This window comes from Kitasatospora sp. NPDC004289 (assembly GCF_053602875.1).
This window is the reverse complement of record NZ_JBSGEL010000070.1, coordinates 1-13,989: the sequence shown is the minus strand read 5'-3', so window position 1 is coordinate 13,989 and position 13,989 is coordinate 1. Positions and strand designations below refer to the sequence as shown.

General features: G+C 69.9%; 11 protein-coding genes and 1 pseudogene. 7 read left to right on the top strand and 5 right to left on the bottom strand.

Annotation, left to right across the window (positions count from 1 at the left end):
- Positions 1-26: 26 nt before the first annotated feature.
- Positions 27-665 carry a glyoxalase gene (locus ACWEPF_RS32485; protein ID WP_452175385.1) on the top strand — a complete coding sequence of 213 codons (639 nt, stop codon included), beginning with the start codon at positions 27-29 and terminating at the stop codon, positions 663-665.
- On the opposite strand, the gene ACWEPF_RS32480 is transcribed toward ACWEPF_RS32485, so the two are convergent.
- Complete coding sequence (locus tag ACWEPF_RS32480) at positions 662-3,139, bottom strand: HAD-IC family P-type ATPase (protein ID WP_452175384.1); 2,478 nt, start codon at positions 3,137-3,139, stop codon at positions 662-664. The genes ACWEPF_RS32485 and ACWEPF_RS32480 overlap by 4 nt on opposite strands.
- A 76-nt stretch (positions 3,140-3,215) precedes the next feature.
- Complete coding sequence (locus ACWEPF_RS32475; protein ID WP_452175383.1) at positions 3,216-3,506, bottom strand: DUF2530 domain-containing protein; 291 nt, start codon at positions 3,504-3,506, stop codon at positions 3,216-3,218.
- Between the two features lie 178 nt (positions 3,507-3,684).
- Between ACWEPF_RS32475 and ACWEPF_RS32470 the strand changes: the two genes are divergently transcribed.
- Positions 3,685-5,142, top strand: a complete 1,458-nt coding sequence (locus tag ACWEPF_RS32470; RefSeq protein ID WP_452175382.1) for an NCS2 family permease — start codon at positions 3,685-3,687, stop codon at positions 5,140-5,142.
- Between the two features lie 51 nt (positions 5,143-5,193).
- Here ACWEPF_RS32470 and ACWEPF_RS32465 read toward each other — a convergent pair whose 3' ends face one another.
- On the bottom strand, positions 5,194-6,132 hold the full coding sequence (locus ACWEPF_RS32465; RefSeq protein ID WP_345283762.1) for a helix-turn-helix transcriptional regulator: 939 nt from the start codon (positions 6,130-6,132) through the stop codon (positions 5,194-5,196).
- Positions 6,133-6,378: 246 nt separating this feature from the next.
- The gene (gene galU, locus ACWEPF_RS32460) at positions 6,379-7,311 is read right to left on the bottom strand and encodes a UTP--glucose-1-phosphate uridylyltransferase GalU (RefSeq protein WP_345283764.1); all 933 of its coding nucleotides are present in this window, start codon (positions 7,309-7,311) and stop codon (positions 6,379-6,381) included.
- A gap of 520 nt (positions 7,312-7,831) precedes the next feature.
- On the opposite strand from galU, the gene ACWEPF_RS32455 reads away from it, so the two are divergent.
- From ACWEPF_RS32455 to ACWEPF_RS32435, 5 genes are all read left to right on the top strand, one after another.
- The gene (locus ACWEPF_RS32455; RefSeq protein ID WP_452175381.1) at positions 7,832-9,070 is read left to right on the top strand and encodes an IS701 family transposase; all 1,239 of its coding nucleotides are present in this window, start codon (positions 7,832-7,834) and stop codon (positions 9,068-9,070) included.
- Positions 9,071-9,199: 129 nt separating this feature from the next.
- A complete protein-coding gene (locus ACWEPF_RS32450; protein ID WP_345283768.1) occupies positions 9,200-10,129 on the top strand; it encodes an NAD(P)/FAD-dependent oxidoreductase in 930 nt (309 codons plus the stop codon).
- A gap of 85 nt (positions 10,130-10,214) precedes the next feature.
- On the top strand, positions 10,215-10,535 hold the full coding sequence (locus ACWEPF_RS32445; protein ID WP_345283770.1) for a UBP-type zinc finger domain-containing protein: 321 nt from the start codon (positions 10,215-10,217) through the stop codon (positions 10,533-10,535).
- The gene (locus ACWEPF_RS32440) at positions 10,532-11,899 is read left to right on the top strand and encodes a peroxidase family protein (protein ID WP_452175380.1); all 1,368 of its coding nucleotides are present in this window, start codon (positions 10,532-10,534) and stop codon (positions 11,897-11,899) included. The genes ACWEPF_RS32445 and ACWEPF_RS32440 overlap by 4 nt, the downstream gene beginning before the upstream one ends.
- Before the next feature lie 150 nt (positions 11,900-12,049).
- Positions 12,050-13,852 carry an AGE family epimerase/isomerase gene (locus ACWEPF_RS32435; protein ID WP_452175379.1) on the top strand — a complete coding sequence of 601 codons (1,803 nt, stop codon included), beginning with the start codon at positions 12,050-12,052 and terminating at the stop codon, positions 13,850-13,852.
- A gap of 49 nt (positions 13,853-13,901) precedes the next feature.
- On the opposite strand, the pseudogene ACWEPF_RS32430 reads toward ACWEPF_RS32435, so the two are convergent.
- Positions 13,902-13,989, bottom strand: a pseudogene (locus tag ACWEPF_RS32430) (beta-glucanase); the annotation flags it as partial.

Below are 13,989 nucleotides of genomic sequence, written 5' to 3'. Positions count from 1 at the left end.
GGGACGGTTCGGCTAGCTTCGCGGGCATGACGAGCGCGAACGAGACGACCGTCCCCGTCCTCCCCTGTGCCGCCGTCGACGAGACGGTGGAGTTCCTGGAAGCCCTCGGCTTCGAGGTGACGTACCGCCAGACCCGCCCCTACCTCTACCTGGCCTTCGAGCGTGGCGGGGTCCACCTGCACTACGCCAAGCCGCCGGTGGGCCATGACCCGGCAGCCGAGGACGGCGGCGCCTGCCTGGTCTTCGTCGACCGGGTGGCCCCGTACCACGCGGAGTTCAAGGCCGGGCTGAAGGCGCACTACGGCCGGGTGCCCTCGACCGGCCGGCCCCGGATCACCCGGTACCGGGAGGGCGCCAGCCGGTTCACCCTGGTGGACCCGTCCGGCAACTCGCTGATCTTCATCCAGCGGGACGAGCCGATGGAGCTGGAGTACGGCGGGTCGTCCGAACTCACCGGCCTGGCAAAGGCCTTGGACAACGCCCGGATCCTGGTCGAGTTCAAGAACGACGACCGGGCGGCCTTCCGGGCGCTCTGCTCGGCCTACCGGCGGCACGCGGCGGCGGCCGAGCCGGAGACGCGGGCCGCCGCGGTGGCCGAACTCACCGACCTGGCGGGCCGGTTGGGAGAACAGGAGAAGCTCGCCTCCGTGCTGGCCGGCGGCTAGCCCGCCTCGCCGGTGCGCTTGACGATCACCCGCCAGACCACCTCCAGCAGCAGCCCGGCCGCCACCGCGATGGCGACGCCGATCCACGGGTCGCGGGTGCCGGCCAGCGAGAGCTGGAAGAAGTCGGAGAGCCACGGCACCCACAGGACGAGGGCGAAGGCGCCGCCCATGGTGCCGATCAGGGCCAGCCGCCACCAGGTGTAGGGGCGGGCCACGATGGCCAGCACCCAGATGGCGACCAGGAAGAGGGTCAGGGTGGCCACGCTGGTGTCGGCCTTGAGGTCGGTGGCGTGGTTGGCCCGGGCCAGCATGTAGGCGGTGAAGGTGGCCGTCCCGGCGATCGCCCCGCCCGGGACGGCGAGCCGCAGCACCCGGCGGACGAAGCCGGTCCTGGCCCGCTCGTTGTTGGGGGCCAGCGCCAGGAAGAAGGCCGGGATGCCGATGGTCAGCGAGGAGAGCACGGTGGAGTGCCGCGGCAGGAACGGGTACGGCACGTGGGTGAAGACCACCAGCAGGGCGAGCAGCACCGAGTAGACCGTCTTCACCAGGAAGAGGTTGGCCACCCGCTCGATGTTGCCGATCACCCGGCGGCCCTCGGCCACCACCGAGGGCAGGGTGGCGAAGGAGTCGTTCAGCAGCACGATCTGGGCCACCGCCCGGGTGGCCTCGCTGCCGGAGCCCATCGCCACGCCGATGTCGGCGTCCTTGAGCGCCAGGACGTCGTTGACGCCGTCGCCGGTCATCGCCACGGTGCGGCCGCGGGACTGCATCGCGCCGACCAGCTCGCGCTTCTGCTGGGGCGTCACCCGGCCGTAGACGGTGGTGTTCTCGGCGACCTCGGCCAGCTCCTCCGGGTCGGTCGGCAGCGTCCGGGCGTCCAACGGCCGCTCCGCGCCCGGGAGTCCGAGGTGGGCGGCGACCGCGCCGACCGAGACGGCGCTGTCGCCGGAGATGACCTTGGCCTCGACCTTCTGGCTCTCGAAGTACCGCAGGGTGTCGGCGGCGTCGCCGCGCAGCCGCTGCTGGAGCACCACCAGGCCGAGCGGCTGCAGGGCGGCGGCCGGGTCCTCGTCCAGCGCGCTCTCGCTGCGGCCGAGCAGCAGCACCCGCAGTCCGCGCGAGCCCAGCTCGTCCACCTCGGCGAGCGCCGGGTGCCCGGCGGGCAGCAGCACGTCCGGGGCGCCGAGCAGCCAGCTGGCCTCGGTGCCGGCCGGCTCCAGCATCCGCACCCCGCTCCACTTGCGGGCGGAGGAGAACGGCACGGCCTCCAGCACCCGCCAGCGCTCGCCCGCGCCGTTGCCGTAGGCGTCGATGACCGCCTGCATGCTGGGGTTGGGCCGGGCGTCCGCGCCGCCCATCGCGCCGAGCGCCTGCCGGAGCACGTCCGGGTCGTTCAGCAGGTGGTTGGCGAGCGGGGCCTCGGGGCTCAGGTGCGGGTCGGCACCGTCCAGGGTGCGCAGCTCGACCACGTCCATGCCGCCCTCGGTGAGGGTGCCGGTCTTGTCCAGGCAGACGGTGTCCACCCGGGCCAGCCCCTCGATCGCGGGCAGCTCCTGCACCAGGCACTGCTTGCGGCCGAGCCGGATCACGCCGATGGCGAAGGCCACCGAGGTGAGCAGCACCAGCCCCTCGGGGACCATCGGCACGATGCCGGCCACCATCCGGCGGACCGCCTCGCGCCAGTCGTTCTTCTCCACCGCGAGCTGACTGACGATCAGGCCGATCGCGGTCGGCACCAGCAGCCAGGTGATGAACTTGAGGATGGAGTCGATGCCGCTGCGCAGCTCCGACTTGACCAGGGTGAACCGGCTGGCCTCCTCGGCCAGCTGGGCCGCGTAGGCCTCCCGGCCGACCTTGGTGGCGGTGAAGGCGCCGGCCCCGGCGACCACGAAGCTGCCGGACATCACCTGGGCGCCGGGGTGCTTGAGCACCGGGTCGGGCTCGCCGGTGAGCAGCGACTCGTCGATCTCCAGGCCGTCCGCCTCGGTGACCACGCCGTCGACGATCACCTTGTCGCCGATGCCGAGCAGCACGGTGTCGTCCAGCACGATCCCGGCCACCGGGACCTGCTGGGCGGTGCCGTCCCGGCGGACCTGCGGCTTGGCCTCGCCGATCAGCGCCAGCCCGTCGAGGGTCTTCTTGGCGCGCAGCTCCTGGATGATGCCGATCGCCGTGTTGGCCACGATGACCAGGCCGAACAGACCGTCCTGGATCGGCCCCACCACCAGGATGATGCCGAACATGATCCCGATGATCGCGTTGAACCGGGTGAAGACGTTGGCCCGGACGATCTCCTTGACGGACCGGCTGGAGCGCACCGGCACGTCGTTGACCTGACCGCGGGCCACCCGTTCGGCGACCTCGGCGGAGCTCAGCCCGCCCCGGCGGGCCGGTCCGCCGCCGATCGCTGACGCACCTTCAGGCCGGGCGTCCCCGTCGGGGTCGGTCGCCGTGTTCTCCGCGGGATGGGTCATGGGACCGACTCTAGGTGGGCGATTTGTCCGGTGCGCCCTCCTGAGGTGCTATTCGGTCCGTCCGAGTGGCGGGGTGTCAGCCCTCGGTCGCGGACGCGCCATCGGCCCCGGCCCCGGCGGCCTCGGCGGCCCGGGCCCGGCGGATCGCGTCGCGGCGGGCCCGGCAGTACCAGAGGCCGATCAGCCCGAGACCGGCGCCGGCCAGGCAGATCCACGGCCAGCGCCCGTGCCCGTTCTGCTCCAGCGTCGAGTGGAAGGGGACGAGCACCAGGAAGGCGAGGAACCAGAGCGCCGTGCCGCCGCCGACGATCGCGACGTCGTTGGCTTCCAGGGGCGGGGGAGAGGGGCGGACAGCGGTCTTCGGCATGCGGCCCAGGGTAAGGGGTGCGCCCCGCTCCGGGTCCGCGCCTGGAGGAAGCTCCAAGCGGAAGCCGTCGCAGGCTGCTCGTAATGGTCGTTTTCTACGCGCGGAGATGGCGCGTGCACGACCGAGAAACACATACTTGTGCCCTCCTCACCTCCCCCACATCTGACGAGGCCCCCCGATGTCTCCGCAGGCCCAGCCGACCTCCGTGTCGCCCGAGCCGTCCACGTCGCCGCAGCCCGGCGGACCGCTGGACCGTTTCTTCAAGATCTCCGAGCGCGGCTCCACGCTCGCCCGCGAGGTCCGTGGCGGCGTCGCCACCTTCTTCACGATGGCCTACATCCTGGTGCTCAACCCGATCATCCTGGCCAGCGCCGTGGACATGAACGGGACGCACCTCGACAGCGCCCAGCTGGTCACCGCGACCGCGCTGACCGCGGGTCTCACCACCCTGCTGATGGGCGTGATCGGCAACGTGCCGATCGGCCTGGCGGCCGGCCTCGGGGTGAACACCATCGTGGCCCTCCAGCTGGCCCCCCGGATGACCTGGCCGGACGCCATGGGCATGGTGGTGCTGGCGGGCTTCGCGATCATGATCCTGGTCGCCACCGGCCTGCGCGAGCGGGTGATGAACGCGGTGCCGCTCGGCCTGCGCAAGGCCATCGCGATCGGCATCGGCCTCTTCATCAGCCTGGTCGGCCTGGTGGACGCCGGCTTCGTCAGCCGGATCCCGGACGCCGCGCACACCACCGTCCCGCTCCAGCTGGGGAGCAACGGCCACCTCAACGGCTGGCCGGTGCTGGTCTTCATCCTCGGCCTGCTGCTCACCCTGGTGCTGGTGGTCCGCAAGGTGCCGGGCGCCATCCTGATCTCCATCGTGGTGATGACCGGCCTGGCCGTGATCATCAACGAGGCGGCCACCATCGCCCCGATGAACTGGGGCCTGACGGTGCCGAGCTGGCCGGGCAACCCGGTGGCGGCGCCCGACTTCGGGCTGGTCGGTCAGGTCAGCCTGTTCGGCGGCTTCTCGAAGGTCGGCGTCCTGACGGGCTGTCTGTTCGTCTTCACCGTGCTGATGTCCTGCTTCTTCGACGCGATGGGCACCATCCTCGGCGTGGCCGACGAGGCCCACCTGCTGGACGAGAAGGGCGACCTGCCCGGCATCAACAAGGTCCTGATGGTGGACGGCATCGCCACCGCGGCCGGCGGTGCGACCTCCTCCTCGGCCAACACCTGCTTCGTCGAGTCCACCGCGGGCGTCGGCGAGGGGGCCCGGACCGGCTTCGCCTCGATCGTCACCGGCGCGCTCTTCCTGGTGGCGCTCTTCCTGACCCCGCTGGCCACCATGGTCCCGGCCCAGGCGGCCACCCCCGCGCTGGTCACGGTCGGTTTCCTGATCCTGGCCAACTCGGTCCGGGACATCGACTGGTCGGACTTCACCCTCGCGATCCCGGCCTTCCTGACCATGATCATGATGCCGTTCACCTACAGCATCACCAACGGGATCGGCTTCGGCTTCATCGCCTTCTGCGTGCTGCGCGCGGCGACCGGCCGCGGCCGCGAGGTGCCGGTGGCGCTCTACGCGGTGGCCGGCGTCTTCGCCTTCTACTACCTGATGCCCGCCCTCGGCCTCGGCTGATTGGCCGTCAGGGGGCCCTTCGGGCCGCTCGGATCACAGCCCGGCTCCGCCTCAGTGGATGAGGCCGAGCCGGGCTGCGATCATTCCGGCCTGGAAGCGGCTGTCGGCCCCGATGGCCTTCATGATCCGGCAGACCACCCGGTTGACCGTGCGCAGCGAGACGGTGAGGTTGCGCGCGATGGTCTCGTCGGTGGCGCCGGTGGCCAGCATCCGGAGCACCGCCTGCTCCTGCGGGCCGAGGTTGAGTTCGGTGGTCAGGGTGCTGGACTCCTCGTAGCTGGAGTGCTGCCAGCAGTACTCGAAGACCGAGATCAGGGCGCGGACCAGGGCCTCGCCCTCGATGGCCATCGCGCCGGCCTTGCCGTTGTTCGGGTCGATCGGGATGATCACCCGGCGCCGGTCGAAGATGATCATCCGGAACGGCACGGTGGGGGAGAGCCGCACCTCGTAGCCGGCCATCCGGATGTCGGTCAGGTGCTTGGCGATCCTCGGCACGCTGGCCAGGCTCTGCTGGTAGATGGTCCGCAGGTCCAGCCCGCGGTCGACCAGGCTCTTCGTCCGGGCGGCCGCCTCGGCGGACTGGGCCGGGGCCATGGCCGGGGCGGGGTGCATGGTGAGGATCTGCTCGCGGGCCAGTTCGGTGGCCTTGTTGAGGTAGACCGCGACGCTGCGCAGGTCGGTCAGCATCTCGACCGCGACCGGGCCGGGTGACCAGAAGTTCAGCGGCATGAAGCTGCTGAGGATCTCGGCCAGACCGGCCCGGGCGGCTGCCATCTGTTCGAGGTTGGCGGCCAGTTCGCGTTCCGCGTCGTTGATCAGCCGCATCGCGGCGACCTGCGAGCCGAGCAGCACGAACTCGGGGGTCTCGTCGGACGGGAATTCCACCAGTCCGAGCGAGGCCAGGTAGTCGATCCCGCGGCGGGCGTCCTCCGGCTCCAGGCCGACCGCCTCGGCGGCCTGCTGGATCTGCCAGGAGCCGCGCTGCTCCATGGCGCCGTAAATGCTCGCGGCGATTTCCTTGTCGGTTCTGCCGCTCCGCGTGGCCCTGCCGCTCTTCTCCCTGATCGACTCCGTATTCACCGTTCCCCCAGTCTCTATCGTCCTCCCGTCGGTCAGGATAGCGCGACGGAGAGTGTCCGAGGGATATGCCTAGGTGACGAGAAAATCTGACGGGTTCCTATCCCGGGGTGAGCTGCCGCAAATAGCGCCAGGGCGTCGGAATGCGCTCTTCTGGGGCTAAACCGGCACGGCGTCGTCCGCATAGAAGGGCATCGAGGCGGTGACGTACTCCTGCAGCCAGCGGCGGAACGGGTCGCCCAAGTCGTCCCGCTCGCAGGCGAGTTGGACGACGGCCCGGAGGTACTCCAGCCGGTCGCCGGTGTCGTAGCGGCGGCCGCGGAAGACGACGCCGTGCACCGGGCCGCCGATCGTGGGGTCGGTGGCCAGCTGCTGCAGGGCGTCGGTGAGCTGCACCTCGCCGCCGCGGCCGGGCTCGGTCCTGGCCAGCACGTCGAAGACGGCCGGGTCGAGCACGTAGCGGCCGATCACCGCGTAGTTGCTGGGGGCCTCGCCGGGGGCCGGCTTCTCCACCAGGCCCTCCACCCGGAGCACGTCGGCCTGGCCGGTGGAGCTGACGGCGGCGCAGCCGTAGAGGCCGATCTGGCTCGCGTCCACCTCCATCAGGGCCACCACGCTGCCGCCGTGCTCGGCCTGGATGTCGATCATCCTGCTGAGCAGCGGGTCCCTCGGGTCGATCAGGTCGTCGCCGAGCAGGACGGCGAAGGGCTCGTTCCCCACGTGCGGCTGGGCGCAGAGGACGGCGTGGCCGAGGCCCCGCGGGTCGCCCTGGCGGACGTAGTGGATGGCGGCGGGGGAGGTGGCGCGCTGGACCTGGGCGAGCCGGCCGAGGTCGCCCTTCTGCCGGAGGGCCTCCTCCAGCTCCCAGTTGCGGTCGAAGTGGTCCTCCAGCGGGCGCTTGTTCCGGCCCGTGATCATCAGGACGTCCTGGATGCCGGCGTCCACCACCTCCTCCACCACGTACTGGATCGCGGGCCGGTCCACGACCGGCAGCATCTCCTTGGGGGTGGCCTTGGTGGCGGGCAGGAAGCGGGTGCCCAGCCCGGCGGCGGGGATGACCGCCTTGCTGATTCCTCTGCGGGGTGTGGTCATGGCCGGGACCGTAGCCCGGCGGTGGGGCCGCCGCCCACGGGCCGGTGCCCCGGCCCGCGTACTCATCCACCTGTGCGAATGGACCCGGTGAGGTAGCCGGGGAGATATTGACCGTGCATGGTCATTTTACTATTCCATGGGGAATTCTTGGGAACGACTCCCGTCTGACGATAGATCAGATTAGGCTTTGACCGTGCTCCGGCGAGGACCCGCCGCCCAACGTGTCGTCTTTGCGACAGGGCGTGATCATGTCCCCGGGTTTCGTTGCCTCCGTGTGACCAGGGAAGGCACCATTGAATCTGACAGAGAACGAACGCAGATTCGTCACTTTCCTGGGGGATAAAAATGGCCCGCTTCGGCCTTCGGTTCAGTGCGCTCATTTGCATGTTGATAATCGCCGTTGGCGCCATGTGGGCCGCTTCTTATGACGGACTCGAGGTCAAGGCGCCGGTTTATCTCGCGGACCCGGGTGACCCCGGCTGTTGCTGACCTGAAACGGACCCGGACGGGGGATGGAAGAATGGCACAGGAACGAGTCGGCCAAGTGGACTGCACGGGGCTGCCGGAATTCTGCTCGGAGGCCTTCGCCTCACTCGGCCGGGCGGACCAGAGGAACGCGGCGGAGACCTACGTCCGGGGCCTGCTGAACTGCGACGGACGGAAGACGATCCCGCGCCTCGCGGTGGCATCGCCCGGCCGGAGCGAGCAGTCGCTCCAGCAGTTCATCAATCAGAGCCCCTGGGAGCACGGGCCGGTCCGGAAATGGCTGGCGGAACGCATGGTCCGCGATTTCCGGCCGGAGGCCTGGGTGGTCGGCGAGCTGGCCTTCCCGAAGCACGGCCGGTACTCGGCGGCGGTGGAGCGGCAGTACGTCCACTCGCACGGACGGGTCCGCAACTGCCAGCTGGCGATCATGGTCGGCATGCAGGTCGGCGGAGTCACCGTCCCGGTGAACTGGAGCCTGACCATCCCCGAGCAGTGGGGGCAGGACGACGAGCGGCGCTCCCGGGCGAAGGTGCCCGAGAGCGAGCTGCCCCGCCCCTACTGGCAGTACCACGTCGAACTCCTCGACGACATGGCCCTGGACTGGGGCGTTCCCGAGGCGCCGATCCTGCTGGACGCCCGGCACCGCCCGCTGGAGTGGTACCTGGCCGCGCTGGAGATGCGCGCCCAGACCTACCTGGCCCAGGTGAGCCCGAACGAACTGGTGCAGCCGGCCGACGCGAGCTGGGCCCGCGGCAGCGGACGGATCGTCAACAGCCAGGGCGCCCGCGCCCGGGCCCGGACGGTGGCCGACATCGCGGCGAGCGTCGGCAACGTCACGCCCGAGACGCTCTACTGGCGGGACGCCGGCGGCCACACGCTGCGCTCCCAATTCCTGGTCATTCCGGTCCAGGTGCTGGTCGGCAGCGGCCGCCCGGCCGGGAGCAAGGCCCTGCTGGCCAATCGGCTGCTCATCGTGGAATGGCCGCTCGGCAAGCCGAGTCCGCGGGGATACTGGCTCACCAACATCCGGGGCGCCTCGCTGCGCGAATTGGTCCGGTTGGCCAAAAAAGTGTCCACCGCGACCCCGCAAGCGGCGGAACTCGCTTCCGGTTACGGCCTGTTCGACTACGAGGGCCGCACGTTCAACGGCTGGCACCACCACGCCACGATGGTGAGCGCCGCACTGGATTACGACATTCTCAACGGTGCCCACCTGGGCCGGGACGAATTCGAGGAGAGTCCGGGCCCCGAGCTCACCGAACTCGTCCGTTGACCTGACGCAGTGCGTCAGGTGGATGTTCGGCCCCGTATAGGGGCGCGGAGCGCTGACTAGCCTGCGCTCTGGACTAGCCGCATTTCGACTGGGACGGCGTGCGGAGCCGTGCCACACGGGAGGTTTTCAATGACAGGTCCCGCACACACCGCCGACGCCATCGTGGTCGGCGGCGGGCCCGCCGGGCTCTCGGCCGCGCTGTACCTGGCGCGCTACAACCGCTCGGTGCTGGTCTTCGACAGCGGTCACGGCCGGTCGACCCACCACCAGACCAACCACAACTACCTCGGCTTCCCGAAGGGCATCGCCACCGTCGAGCTGCGCGAGCTGGCGCGGCGCCAGCTGGAGCCGTACGAGCAGGTGCGGATCGTCCACCACACCATCAACGAGGTCTCCGGCAACGGCGACATCGGCTTCACCGTCAAGGCGCAGGGCGGCAGTTGGCACGGCAAGGTGATCGTGCTGGCCACCGGGGTGCTCGACCACTTCCCGCACTTCGAGGGCTGGGAGGAGTACGTCGGCCGGTCGATGTTCTGGTGCATCACCTGCGACGGCTACGAGAACCGCGGCAAGCGCATCCTGGTGGTCGGCCACACCGACGCGGCGGCCGGCGAGGCGATGCAGCTGCACGGCCTGACCGACCAGGTCCAGCTGCTGCTGAACAGCAACAGCAACGACATCAGCCCGAAGTTCGCCGCACGGCTGGCCGCGGCCGGCATCCCGGTGATCGACGACCGGATCGACAAGGTCGAGGGCGAGGACGGCCAGATGACCGCGGTCTTCACCAAGGGCGGCCGCCGTCTCCCGCTGGACGCGCTCTTCTCCATCCAGGGCGCCAACCCGGAGACCAAGCTGGCCCACCAGCTCGGCATCGACTTCGCCCCCAGCGGCTACATCGCCGTGGACACCGAGCAGAAGACCTCGGTGGCCGGGGTGTACGCGGCCGGTGACGTCACCGCGCTGCACTCCCACCAGGTGACCGCCGCCGTCCACGAGGGCGCCCAGGCGGCCTCGGCGGCCAACTACTTCCTGTACCCGCCGGAGCTCAAGGCGGACTGACGGCACGTCAGCCACCGGACGACGTACGTACGACCGGCCACCCGATTCCGGGTGGCCGGCTCAAGTGATGCGGAAGGAAACCGAGATGACCGACTGGACCGTGGTGGGGGACTCCAACGGCTACCCCACCACCGCCACCTGTGGGCACCTGGGCGAGGCGGCCGACGTCAAGCCCTCGACCCTGGAGGGCTGTGAGGACTGCCTGCGCGAGGGCACCCGCTGGCTGCACCTGCGGGAGTGCCTGGTCTGCGGCCACGTCGGCTGCTGCGACCAGTCGCCGCGCCGGCACGCCACCGCGCACTGGCACGCCACCAAGCACCCGCTGGTCCGTTCGTTCCAGCCGGACGAGGACTGGGCCTGGTGCTACCCCGACTCGCTCTTCCTGCTCCCCGCCGAGCTGGCATGAGCAAGCACCAGGTGGTCAGGGACCACTGCCTCGCGCCGGGCCGTCCGGTGGACGCGCCGCCGAGCGGCGCCCGGTACAGCAGGATGCTGCCGGAGCTCCCCGCGCTCAACTCCCGTCCGGAGGAGCTGTTCCGGGCCGGCTCCCCGGGCGGCGTCTGCGACGCCGCCCGTTTCCCGCTGCGGGCCGGGGTGGACGACGCGGCCGGTGCGGCCGGCTGGCCGTTCTTCGGGCAGTTCATCGCGCACGACATCACCGCCGACCGCTCGCCGATCTCGGCGCAGGCGGACGTGGCGGCGCTGCGCAACGTCCGCTCGCCCAAGCTCAACCTCGAACTGGTGCACGCGGACGGCCCGGTGGGCTCGCCGTACCTGTACGACGCGGCCGACCCGTCGAAGCTGATCACCTCCCAGGACGGCACCGACGTGCCGCGCAACTGGCAGGGCACCGCGCTGATCGGCGACCCGCGCAACGACGTGCACCGCTTCGCCGCCCAGCTCCACCTGGCGTTCCTGAACGCGCACAACGGGCTGGTGGACCGGCTCCGCGAGGACGGCGCGCCGGAGGCCGAGCTGTTCGACGAGGCCCGCCGCGCGCTCACCTGGCACTACCAGTGGATCGTCGTCCACGACTACCTGCCGCGGCTGATCGGCGCCGAGCTGACGGCGCAGATCCTGGACGCCGGGCCGAAGTTCTTCGCGCCCGCGCCGGGCGAGGCCTTCATCCCGCTGGAGTTCGCGGACGCCGCGTTCCGCTACGGGCACGGCCAGATCCGGCACCGGTACCGGATGACCAGGGACGGGCTGCAGTACCCGCTGTTCCCGCACCTGTTCGGCCACGGGCCGATCCCGCCGGAGCACGTGGTGGACTGGTCGATGCTCTTCGACGTCCCCGGCCAGCCGCCCGCCCAGCGGGCCAAGCGGATCGACGGCGGGCTGCCGACCAGCCTGATCTCGCTGCCGGAGGACATCACCGGCGAGGTGGACCAGGCCGAGCTGCGCTCGCTGGCCGTCCGCGACCTGCTGCGCGGACAGGCCACCGCGCTGCCCTCCGGGGAGTCGGTGGCCGAGCAGTTCGGCGCACAGGTGCTCACGCCCGAGGAGGTCGGGCCGGAGTGGGCCGGCGGCACGCCGCTGTGGCTCTACATCCTCAAGGAGGCGCAGGTGCGCCACGAGGGCGACCGCCTCGGCGAGGTGGGCGGCCGGATCGTCGGCGAGGTGCTGATCGGCCTGCTGCGCGCCGACGCCGAGTCCTACCTCTCGGCGGACCCGGGCTGGCAGCCCACGCTGCCCTCCTCCGGGGACGGTTTCACGCTGGTGGACCTGCTCGACTTCGCCGCAGCCGATGGAGTAGCTAAGGCGACTTGACGGACATTCACGTGCGAGTCCGGGGTGAATTCCCCGGGCTCGCAACGTGATTGACCGAACAGAATTCCGATGGGGATGATGAATTCGGTCAAGCTGTCCGCCGGTATCCCGGTGCCATCGACATGGAGGTTGCACGTGAAGTCCGAGGTCATGCGTTTCACGTTCATGGACGCCATCGCCGGACGAGTCGTCGAATTCCGGTCCGAGGACCGGATCTTCAAGCTGAAGACCATCGACGGCCGTGATTTCGACGTCAAGCTCAGTGACGGGATGTCGGCGGAGCTCCTGCGCAACCTGGACGAGCCCTACGCGGACGCCGGCGGCCACGTCGACGACCTGCTCCAGCCCGGTGCCCAGGTCTTCGTCTACGGCGTCTTCTACCCCGAGGGCGGCGAGTACAACTACGAGGCCAAGAAGCTGACCTTCGTCGGCCGCGGCCCGGAGGACTACAACTTCGAGAAGTCCAACTGGTGGATCAACCAGATCGACTCGCTGGCCCGGTTCTACCGGCGTGCGCAGTTCGGCGACGGCAAGATCGACTACAAGGACTACCGCACCAACATCCGCCTCGGCGGCGACAAGGCCGCCAGCCACGTCCAGGAGACCGACACGATCTCCCGGATGGTCTACGGCATGGCCTCGGCCTACATGCTGACCGGCAACGAGGACTACCTCGAGGTCGCCGAGCTCGGCACCAAGTACCTGCGCGACCACATGCGCTTCGTGGACCGCGACTCCAACGTCGTGTACTGGTACCACGGCATCAAGGTCGAGGGCGACTACGAGAAGAAGCTGCTCACCTCGGAGTTCGACGACGACTACGACGCGATCCCGATGTACGAGCAGATCTACGCGCTGGCCGGCCCCACCCAGACCTTCCGCGTCACCGGTGACCGCCGGATCGCCTCGGACATCGACTCCACCATGCGCCTGTTCGAGCAGTACTACCGCGACTACGAGGGCGGCGGCTACTTCTCGCACATCGACCCGGTCCTGCTCTCCCCCCACCACGACTCGCTGAAGTTCAACAAGTCGCGGAAGAACTGGAACTCGGTCGGCGACCACGCCCCGGCGTACCTGATCAACCTCCTGCTGGCGACCGGCGACGAGCGCCACGCGGAAATGCTGGAGCGCACCTTCGACACCATCGTCGAGCACTTCCCGGACTACCAGGCCAGCCCGTTCGTCAACGAGCGGTTCAACACCGACTGGTCCCAGGACCTCGGCCACACCTGGCAGCAGGACCGCGCGGTCGTCGGGCACAACCTGAAGATCGCCTGGAACCTGATGCGGATGAACTCCTACAAGGACAAGGACTCCTACAAGGAGCTCGCCGAGAAGATCGGCCAGATCATGCCGGCGGTCGGCAGCGACCAGCAGCGCGGCGGCTGGTACGACGTGGTCGAGCGCAAGCTGGCCGACGGCCAGGAGTTCCACCGCTTCGCGTGGCACGACCGCAAGGCCTGGTGGCAGCAGGAGCAGGCCATCCTGGCCTACCTGATCCTGAGCGGCACGGTCGGCGGTGACGCCTACCGCGAGGAGGCCCGCCAGGCGACCGGCTTCTACAACACCAACTTCCTCGACCACGACGAGGGCGCGGTCTACTTCAACGTGCTGGCCAACGGCCTGCCCTACCTGCTCGGCACCGAGCGCCTCAAGGGCAGCCACTCGATGAGCATGTACCACTCGGCGGAGCTCTGCTACCTCGCCGCGGTGTACACCAACCTGCTCAACACCGGTCAGCCGCTGAACCTCTGGTTCAAGCCGCGGCCCGACGCCGACCGCACCCTGCGGGTGTCGCCGGACCTGCTGCCGGCCGGCCGGGTCGAGCTGACCCGGGTCGAGATCGAGGGCAAGGAGTGGGACAAGTTCGACGTCAAGAACCTCACCGTCGACCTGCCCGACTCGGCCTACTCGCTCACGGTGAAGGTGGAGCTGACCCCGGTCGGCTGAGTACTCGTCAGGGGCTGTCGTTCCCGGGGCCCGCATGCCCCGGGCCCGACCTGACGTGGTTGGTCAGCTCCAGCAGCGCGGCGTTGTCCGGGTGGTACTCGAAGGTGTCGATCTCCCCGTTGCCGTCCTTCCAGGTC

What these genes read in the sequence shown, in the direction of transcription:
- ACWEPF_RS32485 (WP_452175385.1), top strand. Translation starts at nt 27, where the DNA reads ATGACGAGCGCGAACGAGACGACCGTCCCCGTCCTCCCCTGTGCCGCC.
- ACWEPF_RS32480 (WP_452175384.1), bottom strand. Translation starts at nt 3,139, where the DNA reads ATGACCCATCCCGCGGAGAACACGGCGACCGACCCCGACGGGGACGCC.
- ACWEPF_RS32475 (WP_452175383.1), bottom strand. Translation starts at nt 3,506, where the DNA reads ATGCCGAAGACCGCTGTCCGCCCCTCTCCCCCGCCCCTGGAAGCCAAC.
- ACWEPF_RS32470 (WP_452175382.1), top strand. Translation starts at nt 3,685, where the DNA reads ATGTCTCCGCAGGCCCAGCCGACCTCCGTGTCGCCCGAGCCGTCCACG.
- ACWEPF_RS32465 (WP_345283762.1), bottom strand. Translation starts at nt 6,132, where the DNA reads ATGGAGCAGCGCGGCTCCTGGCAGATCCAGCAGGCCGCCGAGGCGGTC.
- galU (WP_345283764.1), bottom strand. Translation starts at nt 7,311, where the DNA reads ATGACCACACCCCGCAGAGGAATCAGCAAGGCGGTCATCCCCGCCGCC.
- ACWEPF_RS32455 (WP_452175381.1), top strand. Translation starts at nt 7,832, where the DNA reads ATGGCACAGGAACGAGTCGGCCAAGTGGACTGCACGGGGCTGCCGGAA.
- ACWEPF_RS32450 (WP_345283768.1), top strand. Translation starts at nt 9,200, where the DNA reads ATGACAGGTCCCGCACACACCGCCGACGCCATCGTGGTCGGCGGCGGG.
- ACWEPF_RS32445 (WP_345283770.1), top strand. Translation starts at nt 10,215, where the DNA reads ATGACCGACTGGACCGTGGTGGGGGACTCCAACGGCTACCCCACCACC.
- ACWEPF_RS32440 (WP_452175380.1), top strand. Translation starts at nt 10,532, where the DNA reads ATGAGCAAGCACCAGGTGGTCAGGGACCACTGCCTCGCGCCGGGCCGT.
- ACWEPF_RS32435 (WP_452175379.1), top strand. Translation starts at nt 12,050, where the DNA reads ATGCGTTTCACGTTCATGGACGCCATCGCCGGACGAGTCGTCGAATTC.